Raw genomic sequence first — 16,552 nt, 5'->3', positions numbered from 1 at the left:
TCGTAAGTGCAGCAATTGACCGGACAAAGGCTTCCCATGAGTGAAGATGCACAAGATGTCGTTCTGATCGTCGAGGACGACGAATCGATTATGTTTGTCCTGGATGAATACCTCAAAGGCTTGGGCTATCGGGTATTGAAGGCGATCAATGGGGAGCAGGCTTTTGAAATCCTCGCCAGTAAACCGCACCTGGACCTCATGGTGACGGACTATCGCCTGCCTGGCGGCGTCACCGGCGTGCAGATCGCCGAGCCGGCGGTGAAGTTGCGCCCGGAGCTGAAGGTGATTTTTATCAGTGGCTACCCGCAGGAAATTCGTGACTGCGACAGCCCGATCACACGCAAGGCGCCGATCCTGGCCAAGCCGTTCGACCTGGATACGCTGCAAGAACATATCCTGCGGTTGTTGGCGTGACACCTGCATGTGTCAGTCCAACAACCGCTGATGCCCCTGGCCGGTCAGGATTACCAGGCAAGCACCTCGTCCTTTGCATGTGAATCAAGTACCCGTGCGGGGTTGGTTCCCTCGAAGAGCTCAAACGATCCATCGGGTTTTATGTCAATACGGTTGGCCGTTGCGATCGTAGTGGACGCCGGGTATTTGTTTGCGATGTTGAACAGCACTTGTTCACCGGCGTCACCTTGTTTCAGAGCGATGCCTAATCCCGGAATGGTCCGGACATAATCGCCGCCCACATAAATCACTTTGCTTGTCTGGTCTAACGATCCCTCCAGTTGTTTCAGCACGCGCTGTTGTTCTGTCGTCGGCACGCCGCCTTGGAAGTGCATTAATGTTCGTTTCTGGTAGACACCCTCTTTCAAGTCGGTAAGCACCGCCAGGGCCGTACAATCACTGATGCCACTGGTGCTGATGATTGCGGTCGGGTCAGTGACGGTGACGTCCTTGTAATCCGACATAGCGATGTGGTGGGTCGGGGCGGGGGGCTTCAGGTGAGTAACCGTCGTCGGGATGGATTCTTCATAAAGCCGTTTGACCGGTCTGTCATGAAGACTCGCGGTGCTTATCCACGACTCGTGATGGTCGCTGATCTTGAATTCAAGTTTTTTGGGGTCATTGCTATAAGTTTTGTATTGGACCGGCAGCTTCTTGTCATTGAATATTTTTTCGAGACCACGCCTCATCATGGCCTCGCTTGAAAACTCGGCCACTCCCATATTAGGGTCGTAAAAAAAGAACTTCTTACCGTCGCCATCCGGCACGGACCCGGCCACCATCGCATGGCCGGGAGAGTCGATCATCACGGTCTTACCGTCAGGTGCGTTGGCCAGTTCCGTAATCATGTCCTGATACGTTACCTGGCGCTGTGGGTTACCGGCGTGAAACATGGTCGGTGTACTGATGCTTTTTTGCACATCGTCTAATGTGCGAGCAAATACTCGCGACCCCTCAGCCCGCGGATTGGCGGCGGCAACGTACAGGTTGTCAATAAATACGCGTTCTTTTCCTTGCGCCTTGGCCGATGCGAACGTACGCGAGAGAGCGGCGCACTGCCCATCGGAAAGGTGGTTGACCTGGCTAAGGTAGATGGTCTGAGGTACGGGGGTGAACGTTCCTCCGACGGCATTTACGTGGGTGTTGAAATGCTGTGTGCCGTTGAGCCCGTGCTGGACAGCCAGCCTTTCCTGCTGGCGGACCAAGGTGCCCACCTCTTTTGCTGTTTTGTCCGGGCGTAGCGCCAGCTTCATCACGTCTTCTGATTTCATGCCCTTGGCATAGCCTTTAATCAGTTCCGGCGCGCCTTCCTCATAGCCACTCTTAAACGCTGCGCTGGGCGTCACCCCATCGCCCTGGTAACGGTCCAGTAGCTTTCCCCAGTCTTTTCGAATTTGAATCGACTCCGGCGAGAGCGCGCGCTGCGTGTTTTGCCACGCATGAAGCTCCTGAGTACCGCCTCGTATTGACGGCTGGAAATCGTCCAGTGCTTTGCCAAACAGGCGTCGGGTCGTCGTATCAAAGGCATACCATTTACCGTCCTGAAGAACCGCGGCACCTTGCAAGGTCTCGCCGGACGTCTTGAAGGTACCCATCGCTGCTGCGTCGTATTGTTTGCTCGCGGCGACCAGGTCGTAGCCAGTGTGGGTACCGCGTAGGTGCCGGATGTCTTGAATCGTGTCGGTGATGACGCGTTTACCGACGCTTGCCACGCCGCGACCGGTAGCGCGCAGTAAATCCGCCGCGCCGTCCAACGGATTAACCAGGCTGATCGCGCTCAAACCCAGGGTCTTTCCTATATGCAAGGCCTTGCTACCGGCAGACAGGGTCTTGGTTGCAACGTTAGCCAGTTTCCCTGCGGTGGAGGCTCCAACGGTCATGATGCCAAACAGGTCGAGTGATAAGTCGATGATCCCTTCGCCGAGGTTGCCCTCCGTAAAATGCTTGATGGCTGACCGTAATGGGATCAGGTTAAGAAGCAACTCATTTAACTTTTTGTAAAAGGGTACCTCGGACTCAACCGTCGTCACCCCTCGAGCCTCGGCCTCCAGCGCGCCCCATACGCTGCTGACCTTGGCCACCGTGGCACCGATGGCCGCGCTCCGGGGGCTGGCGAAACTGTTCAACGGCCCGGTGGTGTCGGTGTTTTCTTGTAGCAGCTGTTGCCGTACCAGCGGGGAACCTTCATCGGGAATGGACAGTGTGACGGGGACCATGTCGGTATACGGCGTGTTGTTATCGCGCGGTTTTCCGTCTTCTATATGAGCCCCAGGCTGATAACCGGGCTGGAAATCGCCGAGGTCCCCGCGTTTGGTGAGCGTGTTCTTCTGGACATTCAGTTCATAGGTATGGGCAATCCCGTCGCGCATCACTTTCAATAGCACAGGGTTGCCGTCGGCAGCCGGGACCCGGACGATACCGCTGAGCTGATGTTCGCCCTTGAACTCCTTGAAGATCGAAAGGCTTCCGTATTCGATATTCTGCCGGTCCTCCAGCGGCAACTGGGCGATCAGGTGCTTGACCTGCGTGGCGACGCTGCTGTCGAGGGCGCGACCAAACTGTTGGAACTCACTGACGAATTCCCTGCTGATATTTTTCAGGTTTTGCGTCTTGCTCAAGACCTCCTCGAGGGTGAAGTTAGGCGTGTTTGCAGCAGAGCGTCCGGGGCCCCTGCGCGGTGGCGTGTAAGGCTCGATCACCCATTGATTGGGGTGTGACGCATTGTTGTGCCGGGCCGGGTGGTAGGGCACATTGGGCGGGTTGTGCAGCATGTTCTCCATGTACAAATCCAATATCGAATACGGCCCGGGTCGATCTTTATCGTAAGTGTCCAGTACGATGCACTTCAGTTCCAGGCGCGCGTCATCGCCCAAAACTTCGCGCAGTTCGGCCAGGGCCATCTCCTTGCGAGACGCCGGCGCGGGCGTGCGCTGTGCTTCGGAAGCTGTTCGCAGTTCGCCGACCTGTTGGTTAAAGGCGTCGGCGATGGTTTGCATATCTGCAGGCGACGTCACACTCGTGACGATGCTGTTGGTCAGGCCCCATTCCTTGAGCGCGTCATGCTGGGCGACATATTCGATCTGACGCTGAGCCTGGGACACTGGAGCGATATCCGCGTACAACATGACCTCGCCGTAACTCATGGTGGATGCCCGGCCCGGCGTCTCAGCCTCTATGCGCGCCACCGCCGTACTGAAGCTGACGTGGGCGGGGGAGCCGTGAGTGACCGTGGCCGGGATATCCTTGACCAGCAACTCTGGCGCCTTGGAGGCCAGTTTCAGGTTGGCCTGGATATTGGCTTTTTCCGGTGACGAAGCCTCTTTCGTGACGTAGTACAAATGGTCGGCCACACGCTGGGCCGTCTCTGATAAAGGTTTGCCTTTAAGCTGCTGGCCGGCCAGGTCAAAGCCTGAAATGTGCTTCTGGGGCAAGGTTGCCTGGGTGAATGCATCGGTGTAATTCAGGTTCAAGGCCGCCATTAACCAATCATTGACGCTGCCTTTGACCGACAGTGTGTTGAACTTGGCCTGGATGGCCGCCCCCAGCGCCTGGCCCTTGGGCGACTGGATGATGCGGTCGAGCAGTTGCCGTGGGTTGCGAAGCTCGTAGGCTTCGACTGCTACACCTTGCATCAACGCTTCCAACACATTGCGGTTGCTCCCCAGGTTCAGGTCACCCACATTGCCGTGCTGCAAGAACGCCAACAGTTGGCGCTGGGTGTCCGTGTCAATCGGCTGCGGCCAGGACAGGGCACCGCCGTAGTTACCATGGACGGGGCTTCGCGGTGTGGGGGTGAGGAGGAATAGCCTGAGGTTCTCCACGTCCTGTGCGGTGCCGGGTTTTTCAAAGCCGTGGTATTCAAGAAAATCAGCCAGGTTAGCCACGCCTCCTTGCTGCACGCCTCGATCCCGTTCGTATGAGGAGTGGGGGTTCAATTCGAAGGTGGTTTCACGCAGATACGCGGGGACCTGCGACAGCTGAAGGCTGCCTGAGGCAAGCACTGTCCCCAGATGCTTCAACAACACAGTCGCTTGGTGCCGGTTGTTGATGTTCCCCAGCAGCGTCTGCTGCTGCTCGAGTGCGTCCTCGCTGCGCGTTTCCTGGAGCCCAGGGAATACAGCGGGGTCAAGCGGGGCAAAGGTTTTATCGTGCTCCAGTTCGGCGGCGCGTTGCTGGAGTTCGGAAGGGGCGATTCGCGTCGGCTCTTTGTAGAACTGCCCAACCAGCCAGGCCGGCGCACGGTTGGCGCTCTCGGACGACGGAAGGGGAAACGGCCTGTTCCTGTCGGAGATGACCCCTCCGGCATCCATTAACGGCCCTCGTACCGCCGACCAGCGCTTGTCCTCGCTCGCACGCAACTGTAAGGGCGCATTGAGCGAAACATCTGGGGTTACACGGTAGGTGACTTGACCACTTTGCGGCAGGATTTTGATCGAGTCGGGCAGGGCTCTGACCGTGAGCCGCCAGTCGAGGAACTCCGGCGACCGAGCGGCATTGCCTAGTAACTTCCACCACTGGCCAAATGTTGAATTCGGCGGAATATCCACCATGATCGCGTTGTCGTGGGCGGGAACGCCGCTGAAGCCCTGCAATGCCTTGCCGTAGTTCTGCGCCAACGCACTGTCGCCCCTGGCCCGGGGGGAATCGCCAGGGGCAGAGAGGTGGGGGCTTTCGCGGTCAGGCTCTACAGCTACCTGCTCGACTGGCTCCAGCGTGTCGCTGGCAATGGAAGAATGCGGGGGAAAAGCGTGGGCAAGGCTGTTGGAAATCGTCATGGGGGGCGGCTCTATCATCAGGATTGAGGTCCACTGGGTGAAAATTCCAGGTCCCAGTGGTAATCCTTCGTACCCAAGCCCCTTGACCGATTCCATTTTCGAACCGTGGCTTTATTGCACCTTGTTGCCGGTCGCCTCCGCTTGGCTGGCGGCTGCGCGGATCATTTCCCTGACTTTCGCCGTCAAGAGATCAAACGTGAACGGCTTGGTAATCAACTGCATCCCAGGGTCCAGAAAACCACCGCGCACCGCCGCGTGTTCGGCATAGCCGGTGATAAATAGGACCTTGAGTTCCGGCCGAATCTGCCGGCCGATTTCCGCCAGTTGCCGGCCGTTCATACCCGGCAGCCCGACGTCGCTGATCATCAGGTCAATGCGCTGGTCGGACTCGATGATCGGCAGTGCGGTGTTGGCATCGCTGGCCTCGACAAAGGCATAGCCCAGTTCCTTGAGCACCGCGCTGACCAGCACCCGTACCGCCGGGTCGTCCTCGACGATCAACACTGTTTCACCGGCATTGGCAAAGGGCAGCCGCGCGGGGTTCGCCGCTTCGGCCACGACCATTTCACCGACGAAACGCGGCAGGAACAGGCTGACGGTAGTGCCTTTTCCGACTTCGCTGTGGATCGTCACATGGCCACCGGATTGACGTGCAAAGCCGTAAATCATCGACAGGCCGAGGCCGGTGCCCTGGCCGATCGGTTTGGTGGTGAAGAAAGGATCGAAGACGCGCCCCATTAAACTTTCCGGGATACCGCAGCCGCTGTCGCTGACGCTCAATTCAACGTAGTCACCGGGTTGCAATGTGCCGTAGGCGGCGGTGAACACGCTGTCGAGATGGCGGTTGCTGGTTTCCACGGTGAGGTTGCCGCCGTTCGGCATGGCATCGCGTGCGTTGATCACCAGGTTGAGCAGCGCGCTTTCCAACTGGTTGGGGTCGGCTTCGGCGGTCCAGAGCGGGTCGCTGAGGCGCATGTCCAGCGCAATGCTTTCATTGATGCTGCGTTGCAACAGTTCGCCCATGGAGGTCACCAGTTGGTTGATCTCGACGGGTTTTGAATCCAGCGACTGCCGCCGGGAGAACGCGAGCAGGCGGTGGGTAAGGCCGGCGGCCCGGTTGGCGGAGGTGACGCCCAGGTCGATCAGGCTGTCCAGGTCGTCCAGCTTGCCGCGGGAGACGCGCCTGCGCAGTAACTCCAGGCTGCCGATGATGCCGGTGAGCATGTTGTTGAAGTCATGGGCGATGCCGCCGGTCAACTGGCCGACGGCCTCCATCTTCTGCGATTGACGCAGTGCTTCTTCATTGCTGCGCAGCTGCGCCGTGCGTTCTTCTACTTGCTGCTCGAGTGTCTCCAGCGTGCGTTGCAAGCGCAGTTCGCTTTCGCTCAGGTCGATCAGCCGGTCGCGCGCATCGTATTGTCGGCGTCGTCCGCGCAGTGCCGCCGTAACCAGGCTGATCAACGTCACAGGATGGAAAGGCCGCTCGAGGAAGGTGACATTGCCCAATAACCCGCTCAGGTGCGAGGAACCGTTCTGCTCGGCGCCGCCGTGATGGGTCATCAATACGATGGGCAAGTCCGACCACGCAGGCTGTTGGTGCAAATACTCGAGCAGCGGCTCCAGATCGACGCCGCGCAAGGCTTCGGCAGCAATAATCAGCAGGCCGGCCCCTTCTTCCAGTGCGTTGCACAAGGCCGTCAGGCCCGTGGCGATCACGCCGTTGTACCCGGCCTCGTTGAGCATCATCAGCGCCAACGCGCCGTCGCGGCCCATCGGCGCAAGTACGATGGCGCGCTCGGAGACGGGGGATAGGCTCGTCACTGGCCCTCATCCTTGAGCAGAGGAGAGCCGGCGCCCATGTACGTGGGGATACCGCGCAGTACGCCCTGGAAATTATCGAGCGGCTCGCCGACAGTCATGCCCTGGCTGCTGATGCGGTACTCGCGAATGGTCGATTCATGGGCACCGGTGCGTTTCTTGATGATTGAAATGGCGCGGCGCACCTTGCCCAGCGCTTCGAAATAGCGCAGCAGAATGACCGTGTCGGCGAGGTAGGTAATGTCGACGGGCGCCTGCATGTCACCGACCAGGCCGTGCTGGGCGACGGTCATGAACGTGGCGGCGCCGCGGCGGTTGAGATACAGCAGCAGTTCGTGCATGTGCAGGATCAGCGCATTTTCTTCCGGCATGGCGGCCTGATAGCCGTTGATGCTGTCGATCACCACAGTCTTGATCCCGCGCTCATCCACGCAGCGCCGCACGCGGTGCGAGAACTCGCCGGGGGTCAACTCGGCCGCGTCGACTTGTTCGATCAGCAGGTTGCCGGTGGCTTGCAGCGCGGCGAGGTCGATGCCCATGTTTTTCATGCGCTCGAAGAGCAGGCCCAGTTCCTCATCGAAGATGAACAGCGCGGCTTTTTCGCCCCGCGCCACGGCGGCGGCGGCAAACACCATCGAGATCAGCGACTTGCCGGTGCCGGCGGGGCCGAGGATCAGGCTGCTGGAGCCGGTCTCGACTCCGCCGCCCATCAAGGCATCCAGTTCGCGAATGCCGCTGCTCAGGGTCTCGCGCACATAGCCGCCGCGATGCTCGGCCGCCACCAGCCGCGGGAACACATGCACGCCATCGCCCATGATGGTGAAATCGTGGAAGCCGCCGCGGTACTTTTGGCCGCGGTACTTCACGACCCGCACGCGACGGCGTTCGGCGCCGTAATTGGGCGTCAGTTCTTCCAGGCGAATCACCCCGTGGGCGACGCTGTGTACGGTTTTGTCGAGGGATTCGGTGGTCAGGTCGTCGAGCAGCAACACCGTGGCGTCGTAGCGCACGAAATAGTGCTTGATCGCCAGGATCTGTCGTCGATAACGCAGGGAACTTTGCGCCAGCAGGCGGATTTCGGAGAGGCTGTCGACCACCACGCGGGTCGGCTTGACCCGTTCCACCACTTCAAAGATCTGCCGCGTGGCCTCGCCCAGTTCCAGGTCGGAAGAGTACAACAGGCTTTGCTGTTGTTCGGCATTGAGCAGGCTTTCCGGCGGGGTCAGCTCGAAAATATGGATATTGTCATCCAGATCCCAGCCGTGGGATTTTGCGCCCTGGCGCAATTCACGCTCGGTTTCGGACAAGGTGATATAGAGCGAGCGTTCACCATTTTCTGCCCCTGCCTTCAGGAAGTGCAGGGCGACGGTGGTTTTGCCGGTCCCTGGTTCGCCTTCGAGCAGAAACAGATGGCTGCGGGACAAACCGCCGCAAAGAATGTCATCAAGACCTTCGATACCGGTGGCCGCCTTTTCGGATAACAGCGCGTTGGACATAGACAAGAAGTGCCCTCAGGTCACATACGAGTAAGGGGTGCGCGTTCGTTCGAGCGCGCTATACCTTCTTGACCCTGGCGTATGAGCGGGGTTCCACCTTTTCGTCTTTTGCGCGCAATGTCAGCGCCTGGGCGGCGATGCGGCGCGCCTACAGGCCCTGTTGCAGCGCCGGATCATCCGGGTTTTGTTGCTCCAACTGCGCCAGCAGCACCTGAACGTTCTGCAATTGACCGCTTTCTTTCCAGTAGCTGACCAGCAGCACTCGCGCCTTGCGATTGGCCGGGTGGCGCTGGATGATTTCTTCCAACTGGCGCTGGGCGGCTTCGAGTTCTTCCTGAGCGTGCAGGGTGGTGGCCAGGTCGTAACGGTAATCCTGATTGCTCGGTTCCAGTTCCACTGCCTTGGACAGGCCGAGCAAGGCGTAAGCACGCTCGCCATGGTGCAGCAACCACATGCCCAGGGCGTGTTGCAGGTACGCGGATTCGGGGTGCGCCGCGAGCTGGCGGGCGAGCAGTTGGCGGGACTCGTCGGTCTTGCCCTGTTTATCCAGCAGTTCGATTTGCGCAACCACGGCTTGCAGGTTGTCCGGCTGCAGGCGCATCGCTTGCTCCAGGGCGTTCTGCGCCTCCGGCAGCAGCGCGCTGTGGATGTACAGGCGCGCCAGTTGGAGCCAACCTTCGGCGGTTTCAGGTTGCGCCTTGAGCTTCTTCACGAACTCATCGAGTACCTGCTGCAAGGGTCCGAAATACAGGCCGAGGGTGTCGGGCGAGAGGCCGAGCAATGCGTTGGCGGCGGCAAAGCGCACGTCTTGTTGCGGATCGTCGAGCAACGGCCCGAGCAGCAGCGTGCGCTGGCCCGTGGGCACCAGGCCGACGATGCTGTGAATCGCCGCTTCACGCACCTGCGGCGAGTCATCGGCCAGGTCCTTGTCGGCGAGCTTCAGTGCCTGGGGGCTGGGGTAATTGGGCAGCTCGGCGTGCAAGGCCACACGACGCTCGTCGGACAAGTCCGGCCGGGCCAGTTGCTGGTACAGCACGCGGGCGGCGCCCGGTTCGCCGTTGCGCGCCTGTTTCAAGGCTTTCGCGTAGCTATGGGCAATGGCGGGCGGCACGGCCACCGGGGTGGAACGGGAGAAATACCAGGTGATCAGCACAATCAACAACAGGGCGCACAGGCCGATGATGGAGTAACGGCGTGACTTTGACATGCAGGCGTCCGAGAGCTTAGGCAGCTGGGGCAAAGCTCTCAGCTTCGGTCAGACCACGGCGAGTGTCAAACCTGTATCAGGTCAGCACGTATTCCACCGGCTCCAGGGCAGGCGGCAAGGCCGTTTCGCCGAGGGCCGCCAGGATCTCGCGCTCCAGGGTCCGCACGATCGCGTTGCAGGGCAGGTCGTTCTCATCGAAGCCGAAGGGGTCCTCCAGGTCGTCGCCGATTTCGTCGAGGCCAAAGAAGGTGTAGCTGACGATTGCGGTGAACACCGGTGTCAGCCAGCCCAGCGGTTCGGCCATGGCAAACGGCAACAGAATGCAGAACAGGTAGATGGTGCGGTGCAGCAGCAGGGTGTAGGGGAAGGGCAGCGGTGTGCTTTTGATCCGCTCGCACGCTGCCTGCACCTGGGTCAGGCTGACCAGTCGGGTTTCCAGCTGGGTGTAGCGCCATTCACTGATCACGCCCCGTTCGGCCAGCCCGGAAAACCGCGCGCCGAGCTGTTGCAGGACCTGGTCCGGGAGGTTGGGGTGGCCTGCTTCGACGTCGATCCAGGGCTTCACCGCTCGCGCCTCATCTTCCAGGCGCAGGCGCGCGATCAATCCATGGGCAAAGCCGCACAGACCGCGCAGCAGGCCAGCCCGCTCCAGCGGGTCGCTGAATACCTGGGTTTCACGGATCAGTGAGCGCACTTCGATGGTCATCTGCCCGAGTTGCTTGCGGCCTTCCCACCAGCGGTCGTAGCAAGCGTTGTTGCGAAAACTCATGAAGATCGACAGCGACAGCCCGAGCAAGGTGAACGGCGTGGCATTGACCTTGGAGAAATAGGCCGGGTGCAGGGTTTCCACCAGCACGATGACCGAGGCCAGCAACGTGACCAGCAGGCTGCGCAGGGCGATGCGCTTGGCGATCGAGCCCTTGAGCGAAAACAGAATGCCCAGCAGGTTGGGTTTGGGGCGAACGATCATCGGGAGGGGCTTCTTCGGTGGCGCAGGCCATCAGGTTAGAAGCTGGCGGCCGGCGCGTCCAATCGCTTGGGCCGACCGCTTGATCGGCGGGGTCTATGATCAAGCGGCATTGGCCAAACCAGTCAGGCATGTTGGTGGCTTTGACCATTGCTGCTGCAGCGCTCTAGAGCGACTATTTCCGCGGCTCTCGTCCGAAAAAACGTCCTGAAAATAAAAATACTGAAGGATTTGAAGCGATGCGTGACTATTTGGCTGCCACTACCGAGTTCGATTACCAACATACCGTCGACAGCGCCTTGGCCGGTAACCTGCAAGGCCTCAATGCCTGCGTGGAATGCTGCGACCGACATGCGTTACCAGGGCGCATTGCGCTGTTCTGGGAAGGCAAGGATGGGCGCAGTGCCACATCCACCTTCAGCGACTTGCAAGACCAGGCTGCACGCTTCGCCAATTTCCTGTTGGCCCAGGGCGTCAAACGCGGCGACAAGGTGGCCGGCCTGTTGCCACGCACCGCCGAATTACTGGTGGTGGTCCTTGCGACCTGGCGCATCGGCGCCGTCTATCAACCGTTGTTCACCGCCTTCGGCCCCAAGGCCATTGAGCATCGCCTGAACAGTTCCGGCGCGGCCGTGGTGGTCACCGATGCGGTGAACCGGCCCAAGCTCGCGCAAGTGGAAGGCTGCCCGACGATCGTCACGGTCACTGGCGCCAAGGGCGAAGGCCTGGTACGCGGTGATTTCAGTTTCTGGGCCGAGCTGGCCACCTATTCCAACCACTGCGAGCCGGTGCTGCTGGGCGCTGACGACCCGTTCCTGCTGATGTTCACCTCGGGCACCACCGGCCCGTCGAAAGCGCTGTCGGTGCCGCTCAAGGCCATTGTTGCGTTCCAGAGCTACACCCGCGATGCGGTGGACCTGCGCCCCGAAGACGCATTCTGGAACGTTGCCGACCCGGGCTGGGCCTATGGCATCTATTTCGGTGTGACCGGACCGTTGTCCATGGGCCACCCGATTACTTTCTACGATGGCCCGTTCACCCTCGAAAGCACCTGCCGGGTGATCAATAAATACGGGATCACCAACCTGACCGGCTCGCCGACCGCGTATCGCCTGTTGATTGCCGGCGGCGAGCAATTCGCCCGCTCGATCAAGGGCAAGCTGCGTATTGTCAGCAGCGCCGGCGAGCCGCTGAACCCGGAAGTGATCCGCTGGTTTGCCGACAACCTGGGGGTGACCATCCATGACCACTACGGCCAGACCGAGTTGGGTATGGTGCTGTGCAATCACCACGGCCTGGAACACCCGGTGCATGTCGGTTCGGCGGGTTTTGCCTCGCCAGGGCATCGCATCGTGGTGCTGGACGACGATCACCAGGAATTGCCCGCCGGCCAGCCAGGGATTCTCGCCGTCGACCGCGAGCAATCGCCGATGTGTTGGTTCGCCGGCTATGACGGCGTGCGGACCAAGGCGTTTGTCGGCAAGTACTACCTCAGCGGCGACACCGTCGAACTGAACCCGGACGGCAGCATCAGCTTCGTCGGGCGCAGTGACGATGTGATCACCACTTCCGGCTACCGCGTCGGCCCGTTCGATGTGGAAAGCGCGCTGGTCGAACACCCGGCGGTGGTGGAAGCGGCGGTCGTCGGCAAGCCCGACGCGGAACGCACCGAACTGGTGAAAGCCTTCGTGGTGATCAACGAGCAGTTCCGCGCCACCCCCGAGCTGGCCGAGGAATTGCGCCTGCATGTACGCCAGCGCCTGGCCGCGCATGCCTACCCGCGGGAAATCGAATTTGTCAGCGACTTGCCCAAGACCCCGAGCGGCAAGCTGCAGCGCTTCATTTTGCGTAATCAGGAAATCGCCAAGGCGCAAGCCGTGTTGGCCTGATCCACTTTTCAAGGAAACAACGATGCAGATTGCAAACAAGGTTTTTCTGGTCAGCGGCGGCGCGTCGGGCCTCGGCGCAGCCACCGCTGACATGCTGGTCGCCGCTGGCGCCAAGGTGATGCTGGTGGACCTGAACGCCGATGCCGTCGCGGCCAAGGCCAAACAACTGGGCGACAACGCCCGCAGCGCGGTGGCGGACATCAGCCAGGAAGCCGCTGCCGAAGCCGCCGTGCAGGCCACCGTTGCGGCCTTTGGGGGCTTGCACGGGCTGGTGAACTGCGCCGGTGTGGTACGTGGCGAGAAGATCCTCGGCAAGAACGGCCCCCATGGGCTGGCCAGCTTTGCCCAGGTGATCAACGTCAACCTGATCGGCAGCTTCAACCTGCTGCGCCTGGCCGCTGCGGCCATCGCAGAAACCCAGGCGGACGCCGACGGTGAGCGCGGCGTGATCATCAATACCGCGTCGGTAGCGGCGTTTGACGGGCAGATCGGCCAGGCGGCGTATGCTGCGTCCAAAGGTGCGATCGCCAGCCTGACCCTGCCCGCCGCGCGCGAATTGGCGCGCTTCGGCATTCGGGTGATGACCATCGCCCCCGGCATTTTCGAAACCCCGATGATGGCCGGCATGACCCCGGAAGTCCGCGATTCCCTGGCCGCTGGCGTGCCGTTCCCGCCACGCCTGGGCAAACCGAGCGAATACGCCGCGTTGGTTCGACACATCATTGAAAACAGCATGCTCAATGGCGAGGTGATCCGTCTCGACGGCGCCTTGCGCATGGCAGCCAAGTAAGAGAGGAAGCGTCATGAGTGACCCCATCGTAATTGTCAGCGCCGCACGCACCCCCATGGGCGGGTTCCAGGGCGATCTCAAAGGCCTGACCGCACCGCAACTGGGCTCCGCGGCGATTCGCGCCGCCGTCGAGCGTGCCGGCATCGCCAGCGATGCCGTGGATGAAGTGCTGTTCGGCTGTGTACTGCCGGCCGGCCTCGGCCAGGCCCCGGCACGCCAGGCCGCGCTTGGCGCCGGGCTGGACAAGGCCACCCGCTGCACCACCCTCAACAAAATGTGCGGCTCGGGCATGGAGGCGACGATGCTTGCCCATGACTCGCTGCTGGCCGGCAGCGTTGATGTGGTGATTGCCGGCGGCATGGAAAGCATGTCCAACGCGCCGTACCTGCTGGACCGCGCACGCAGCGGCTACCGCATGGGCCACGGCCGCGTGCTCGACCATATGTTCCTCGACGGCCTGGAAGACGCTTACGACAAAGGCCGCCTGATGGGCACCTTTGCCGAAGACTGCGCACAACATAACGGCTTTACCCGCGAGGCCCAGGATGCGTTTGCCATTGCATCCCTGAGCCGCGCACAAGCGGCGATCAGCAATGGCAGCTTCGCGGCCGAGATCGTCCCGGTGCAGGTCACAGTGGGCAAGGAGCAAAAAACCATCCTGCATGATGAGCAACCACCCAAAGCCAAGCCGGAGAAGATCGCCAGCCTGAAGCCGGCGTTCCGTGAAGGGGGCACAGTGACTGCGGCCAACTCCAGTTCGATTTCCGACGGTGCGGCGGCCTTGCTCCTGATGCGTCAGTCCGAGGCGCACAAGCGCGGGCTGCAACCCTTGGCGGTGATCCGTGGGCATGCGGCGTTTGCCGATGAGCCGGGCCTGTTTCCGGAGGCGCCGGTGGGGGCGATCCGCAAGTTGATGAGCAAGACCGGCTGGAACCTGGGCGACGTGGACCTGTTCGAAATCAACGAAGCCTTTGCCGTGGTCAGCCTGATCACCATGAGCAAGCTGGAGATCCCCCACGACAAGGTCAACATTCATGGCGGCGCCTGTGCCCTGGGCCACCCGATCGGCGCCTCAGGCGCGCGGATTCTGGTGACGCTGCTGTCGGCCCTGCGCCAGAAAGGCCTCAAGCGTGGCGTCGCCGCCATTTGCATCGGCGGCGGTGAAGCCACGGCCATGGCAGTCGAATGCCTGTATTAAGGATTGAACATGCTGCCCAATGACGAACAACTGCAAATCAGCGACGCGGCCCGACAATTCGCCCAGGAACGCCTGAAACCGTTCGCGGCCGAATGGGACCGCGAGCACCGCTTTCCCAAGGAGGCCATCGGCGAAATGGCCGAACTGGGCTTCTTCGGCATGCTGGTGCCGGAACAGTGGGGCGGTTGCGACACCGGCTACCTGGCCTACGCCATGGCCCTGGAAGAAATCGCCGCCGGCGACGGGGCCTGCTCGACCATCATGAGCGTACACAACTCGGTGGGCTGCGTGCCGATCCTCACGTTCGGCAACGATCAGCAGAAAGAGCAGTTCCTCAAGCCCCTGGCCAGCGGCGCGATGCTCGGCGCCTTCGCGTTGACCGAGCCGCAGGCCGGTTCCGATGCCAGCAGCCTGAAAACCCGTGCGCGCCGCGAAGGCGACCACTATGTGTTGAACGGCTGCAAACAATTCATCACCTCCGGGCAAAACGCCGGCATCGTGATTGTGTTTGCCGTCACCGACCCGGCCGCGGGCAAGCGCGGCATCAGCGCGTTTATCGTGCCGACGAATTCGCCGGGCTACACGGTGGCGCGGGTCGAGGACAAGCTGGGCCAGCATGCGTCGGACACTTGCCAGATCCTGTTCGAAGACGTCAAGGTGCCGCTCGCCAATCGTCTGGGGGAGGAGGGCGAAGGCTACCGCATCGCCCTGGCCAACCTCGAAGGCGGGCGGGTCGGCATTGCCTCGCAATCGGTGGGCATGGCCCGCGCCGCCTTTGAAGCGGCGCGCGACTATGCCCGCGAGCGCGAAAGTTTTGGCAAAACCTTGATCGAACACCAGGCCGTGGCCTTCCGCCTGGCGGACATGGCCACGCAAATCGCCGTCGCGCGGCAAATGGTGCATTACGCCGCCGCCCTGCGCGACAGCGGCAAACCGGCGCTGGTCGAGGCGTCCATGGCCAAGCTGTTCGCCTCGGAAATGGCCGAGAAAGTCTGCTCTGCCGCCTTGCAAACCTTGGGCGGTTACGGTTACCTGAGCGACTTCCCCTTGGAGCGGATCTACCGCGATGTGCGGGTCTGCCAGATTTACGAAGGCACCAGCGATATTCAGCGCATGGTCATCTCACGCAATCTTTAAGGAGCCACTATATGAGTTACGAAACTATTTTGCTCGACGTGCAGGGCCGTGTCGGGTTGATCACCCTCAACCGCCCGCAAGCCCTGAACGCGTTGAACGCACAACTGATCAACGAGTTGAATCAGGCGCTGGACACCCTGGAACGCAACCCTGAAATCGGCTGCATCGTGCTGACCGGCTCGAAAAAAGCCTTCGCCGCCGGCGCCGACATCAAGGAAATGGCCGAGCTGACCTACCCGCGGATCTATATCGACGACCTGTTCAGCGAAGCCGATCGCGTGGCCAACCGTCGCACGCCGATCATCGCGGCCGTCAACGGCTTCGCCCTGGGCGGCGGCTGTGAGCTGGCGCTGATGTGCGACTTCATTCTGGCGGGCGACGGCGCCAAGTTCGGCCAGCCGGAAATCAACCTCGGCGTGCTGCCGGGCATGGGCGGCACCCAGCGCCTGACCCGCGCCGTGGGCAAGGCCAAAGCCATGGAAATGTGCCTGACCGGGCGCTTTATCGATGCGGTGGAAGCCGAGCGTTGTGGGGTCGTGGCGCGTATTGTCCCGGCCGATGAACTGCTCGAAGAGGCGCTGAAAGTCGCCACGCTGATTGCCGGCAAGTCGGTGCCGATCAGCATGATGGTCAAGGAAAGCGTGAACCGGGCGTTTGAAGTGAGCCTGTCGGAAGGCGTGCGCTTTGAGCGTCGGGTATTCCATGCGGCGTTTGCGACGCAGGATCAGAAGGAAGGCATGGCGGCATTTGTGGCCAAGCGCGCGCCTGAATTCAAAGACCAGTAAGCAGCTTATAAACGCCACACCCCCCCTGTGGGACGCT

At 61.3% G+C, this 16,552-nt stretch carries 11 protein-coding genes; 6 read left to right on the top strand and 5 right to left on the bottom strand.

The window, feature by feature from the left end:
* Window positions 1-36 precede the first annotated feature (36 nt).
* Window positions 37-414 carry a response regulator gene (locus TU80_RS07400; RefSeq protein ID WP_017846270.1) on the top strand — a complete coding sequence of 126 codons (378 nt, stop codon included), beginning with the start codon at window positions 37-39 and terminating at the stop codon, window positions 412-414.
* Window positions 415-464: 50 nt separating this feature from the next.
* Here TU80_RS07400 and TU80_RS07395 read toward each other — a convergent pair whose 3' ends face one another.
* From TU80_RS07395 to TU80_RS07375, 5 genes are all read right to left on the bottom strand, one after another.
* Entirely contained in the window at window positions 465-5,228 is a 4,764-nt protein-coding gene (locus TU80_RS07395; RefSeq protein WP_057004215.1) for a hypothetical protein, read from the bottom strand.
* A 111-nt stretch (window positions 5,229-5,339) separates the two neighbouring features.
* On the bottom strand, window positions 5,340-7,049 hold the full coding sequence (locus TU80_RS07390; protein ID WP_057004151.1) for an ATP-binding protein: 1,710 nt from the start codon (window positions 7,047-7,049) through the stop codon (window positions 5,340-5,342).
* Window positions 7,046-8,548, bottom strand: coding sequence for an ATPase domain-containing protein (locus TU80_RS07385; RefSeq protein ID WP_046383506.1), 1,503 nt, complete (start codon window positions 8,546-8,548; stop codon window positions 7,046-7,048). Before TU80_RS07385 ends, TU80_RS07390 begins: the two co-directional genes overlap by 4 nt.
* 142 nt (window positions 8,549-8,690) lie before the next feature.
* The gene (locus TU80_RS07380) at window positions 8,691-9,749 is read right to left on the bottom strand and encodes a tetratricopeptide repeat protein (RefSeq protein ID WP_057004150.1); all 1,059 of its coding nucleotides are present in this window, start codon (window positions 9,747-9,749) and stop codon (window positions 8,691-8,693) included.
* Window positions 9,750-9,825: 76 nt separating this feature from the next.
* Window positions 9,826-10,719, bottom strand: coding sequence for a bestrophin family protein (locus tag TU80_RS07375; protein WP_057004149.1), 894 nt, complete (start codon window positions 10,717-10,719; stop codon window positions 9,826-9,828).
* 236 nt (window positions 10,720-10,955) lie between these two features.
* On the opposite strand from TU80_RS07375, the gene TU80_RS07370 reads away from it, so the two are divergent.
* Genes TU80_RS07370 through TU80_RS07350 form a run of 5 tightly spaced genes read left to right on the top strand, consistent with a single transcriptional unit; the run spans window position 10,956 to window position 16,515 of the window.
* Window positions 10,956-12,605 carry an AMP-binding protein gene (locus tag TU80_RS07370; protein ID WP_057004148.1) on the top strand — a complete coding sequence of 550 codons (1,650 nt, stop codon included), beginning with the start codon at window positions 10,956-10,958 and terminating at the stop codon, window positions 12,603-12,605.
* A 22-nt stretch (window positions 12,606-12,627) separates the two neighbouring features.
* Complete coding sequence (locus TU80_RS07365; protein ID WP_017846263.1) at window positions 12,628-13,395, top strand: SDR family NAD(P)-dependent oxidoreductase; 768 nt, start codon at window positions 12,628-12,630, stop codon at window positions 13,393-13,395.
* 13 nt (window positions 13,396-13,408) lie between these two features.
* Window positions 13,409-14,593, top strand: coding sequence for an acetyl-CoA C-acyltransferase (locus tag TU80_RS07360; protein ID WP_017846262.1), 1,185 nt, complete (start codon window positions 13,409-13,411; stop codon window positions 14,591-14,593).
* A gap of 9 nt (window positions 14,594-14,602) precedes the next feature.
* A complete protein-coding gene (locus tag TU80_RS07355; protein ID WP_057004147.1) occupies window positions 14,603-15,730 on the top strand; it encodes an acyl-CoA dehydrogenase in 1,128 nt (375 codons plus the stop codon).
* 11 nt (window positions 15,731-15,741) lie between these two features.
* Window positions 15,742-16,515, top strand: a complete 774-nt coding sequence (locus TU80_RS07350) for an enoyl-CoA hydratase (RefSeq protein WP_057004146.1) — start codon at window positions 15,742-15,744, stop codon at window positions 16,513-16,515.
* Window positions 16,516-16,552 lie beyond the last annotated feature (37 nt).

The organism is Pseudomonas veronii, from assembly GCF_001439695.1.
Classification (GTDB): Bacteria; Pseudomonadota; Gammaproteobacteria; order Pseudomonadales; family Pseudomonadaceae; genus Aquipseudomonas; species Aquipseudomonas veronii.
Note: the sequence above shows the minus strand (reverse complement) of the source record. Positions and strands in the feature narration are given on the sequence as shown.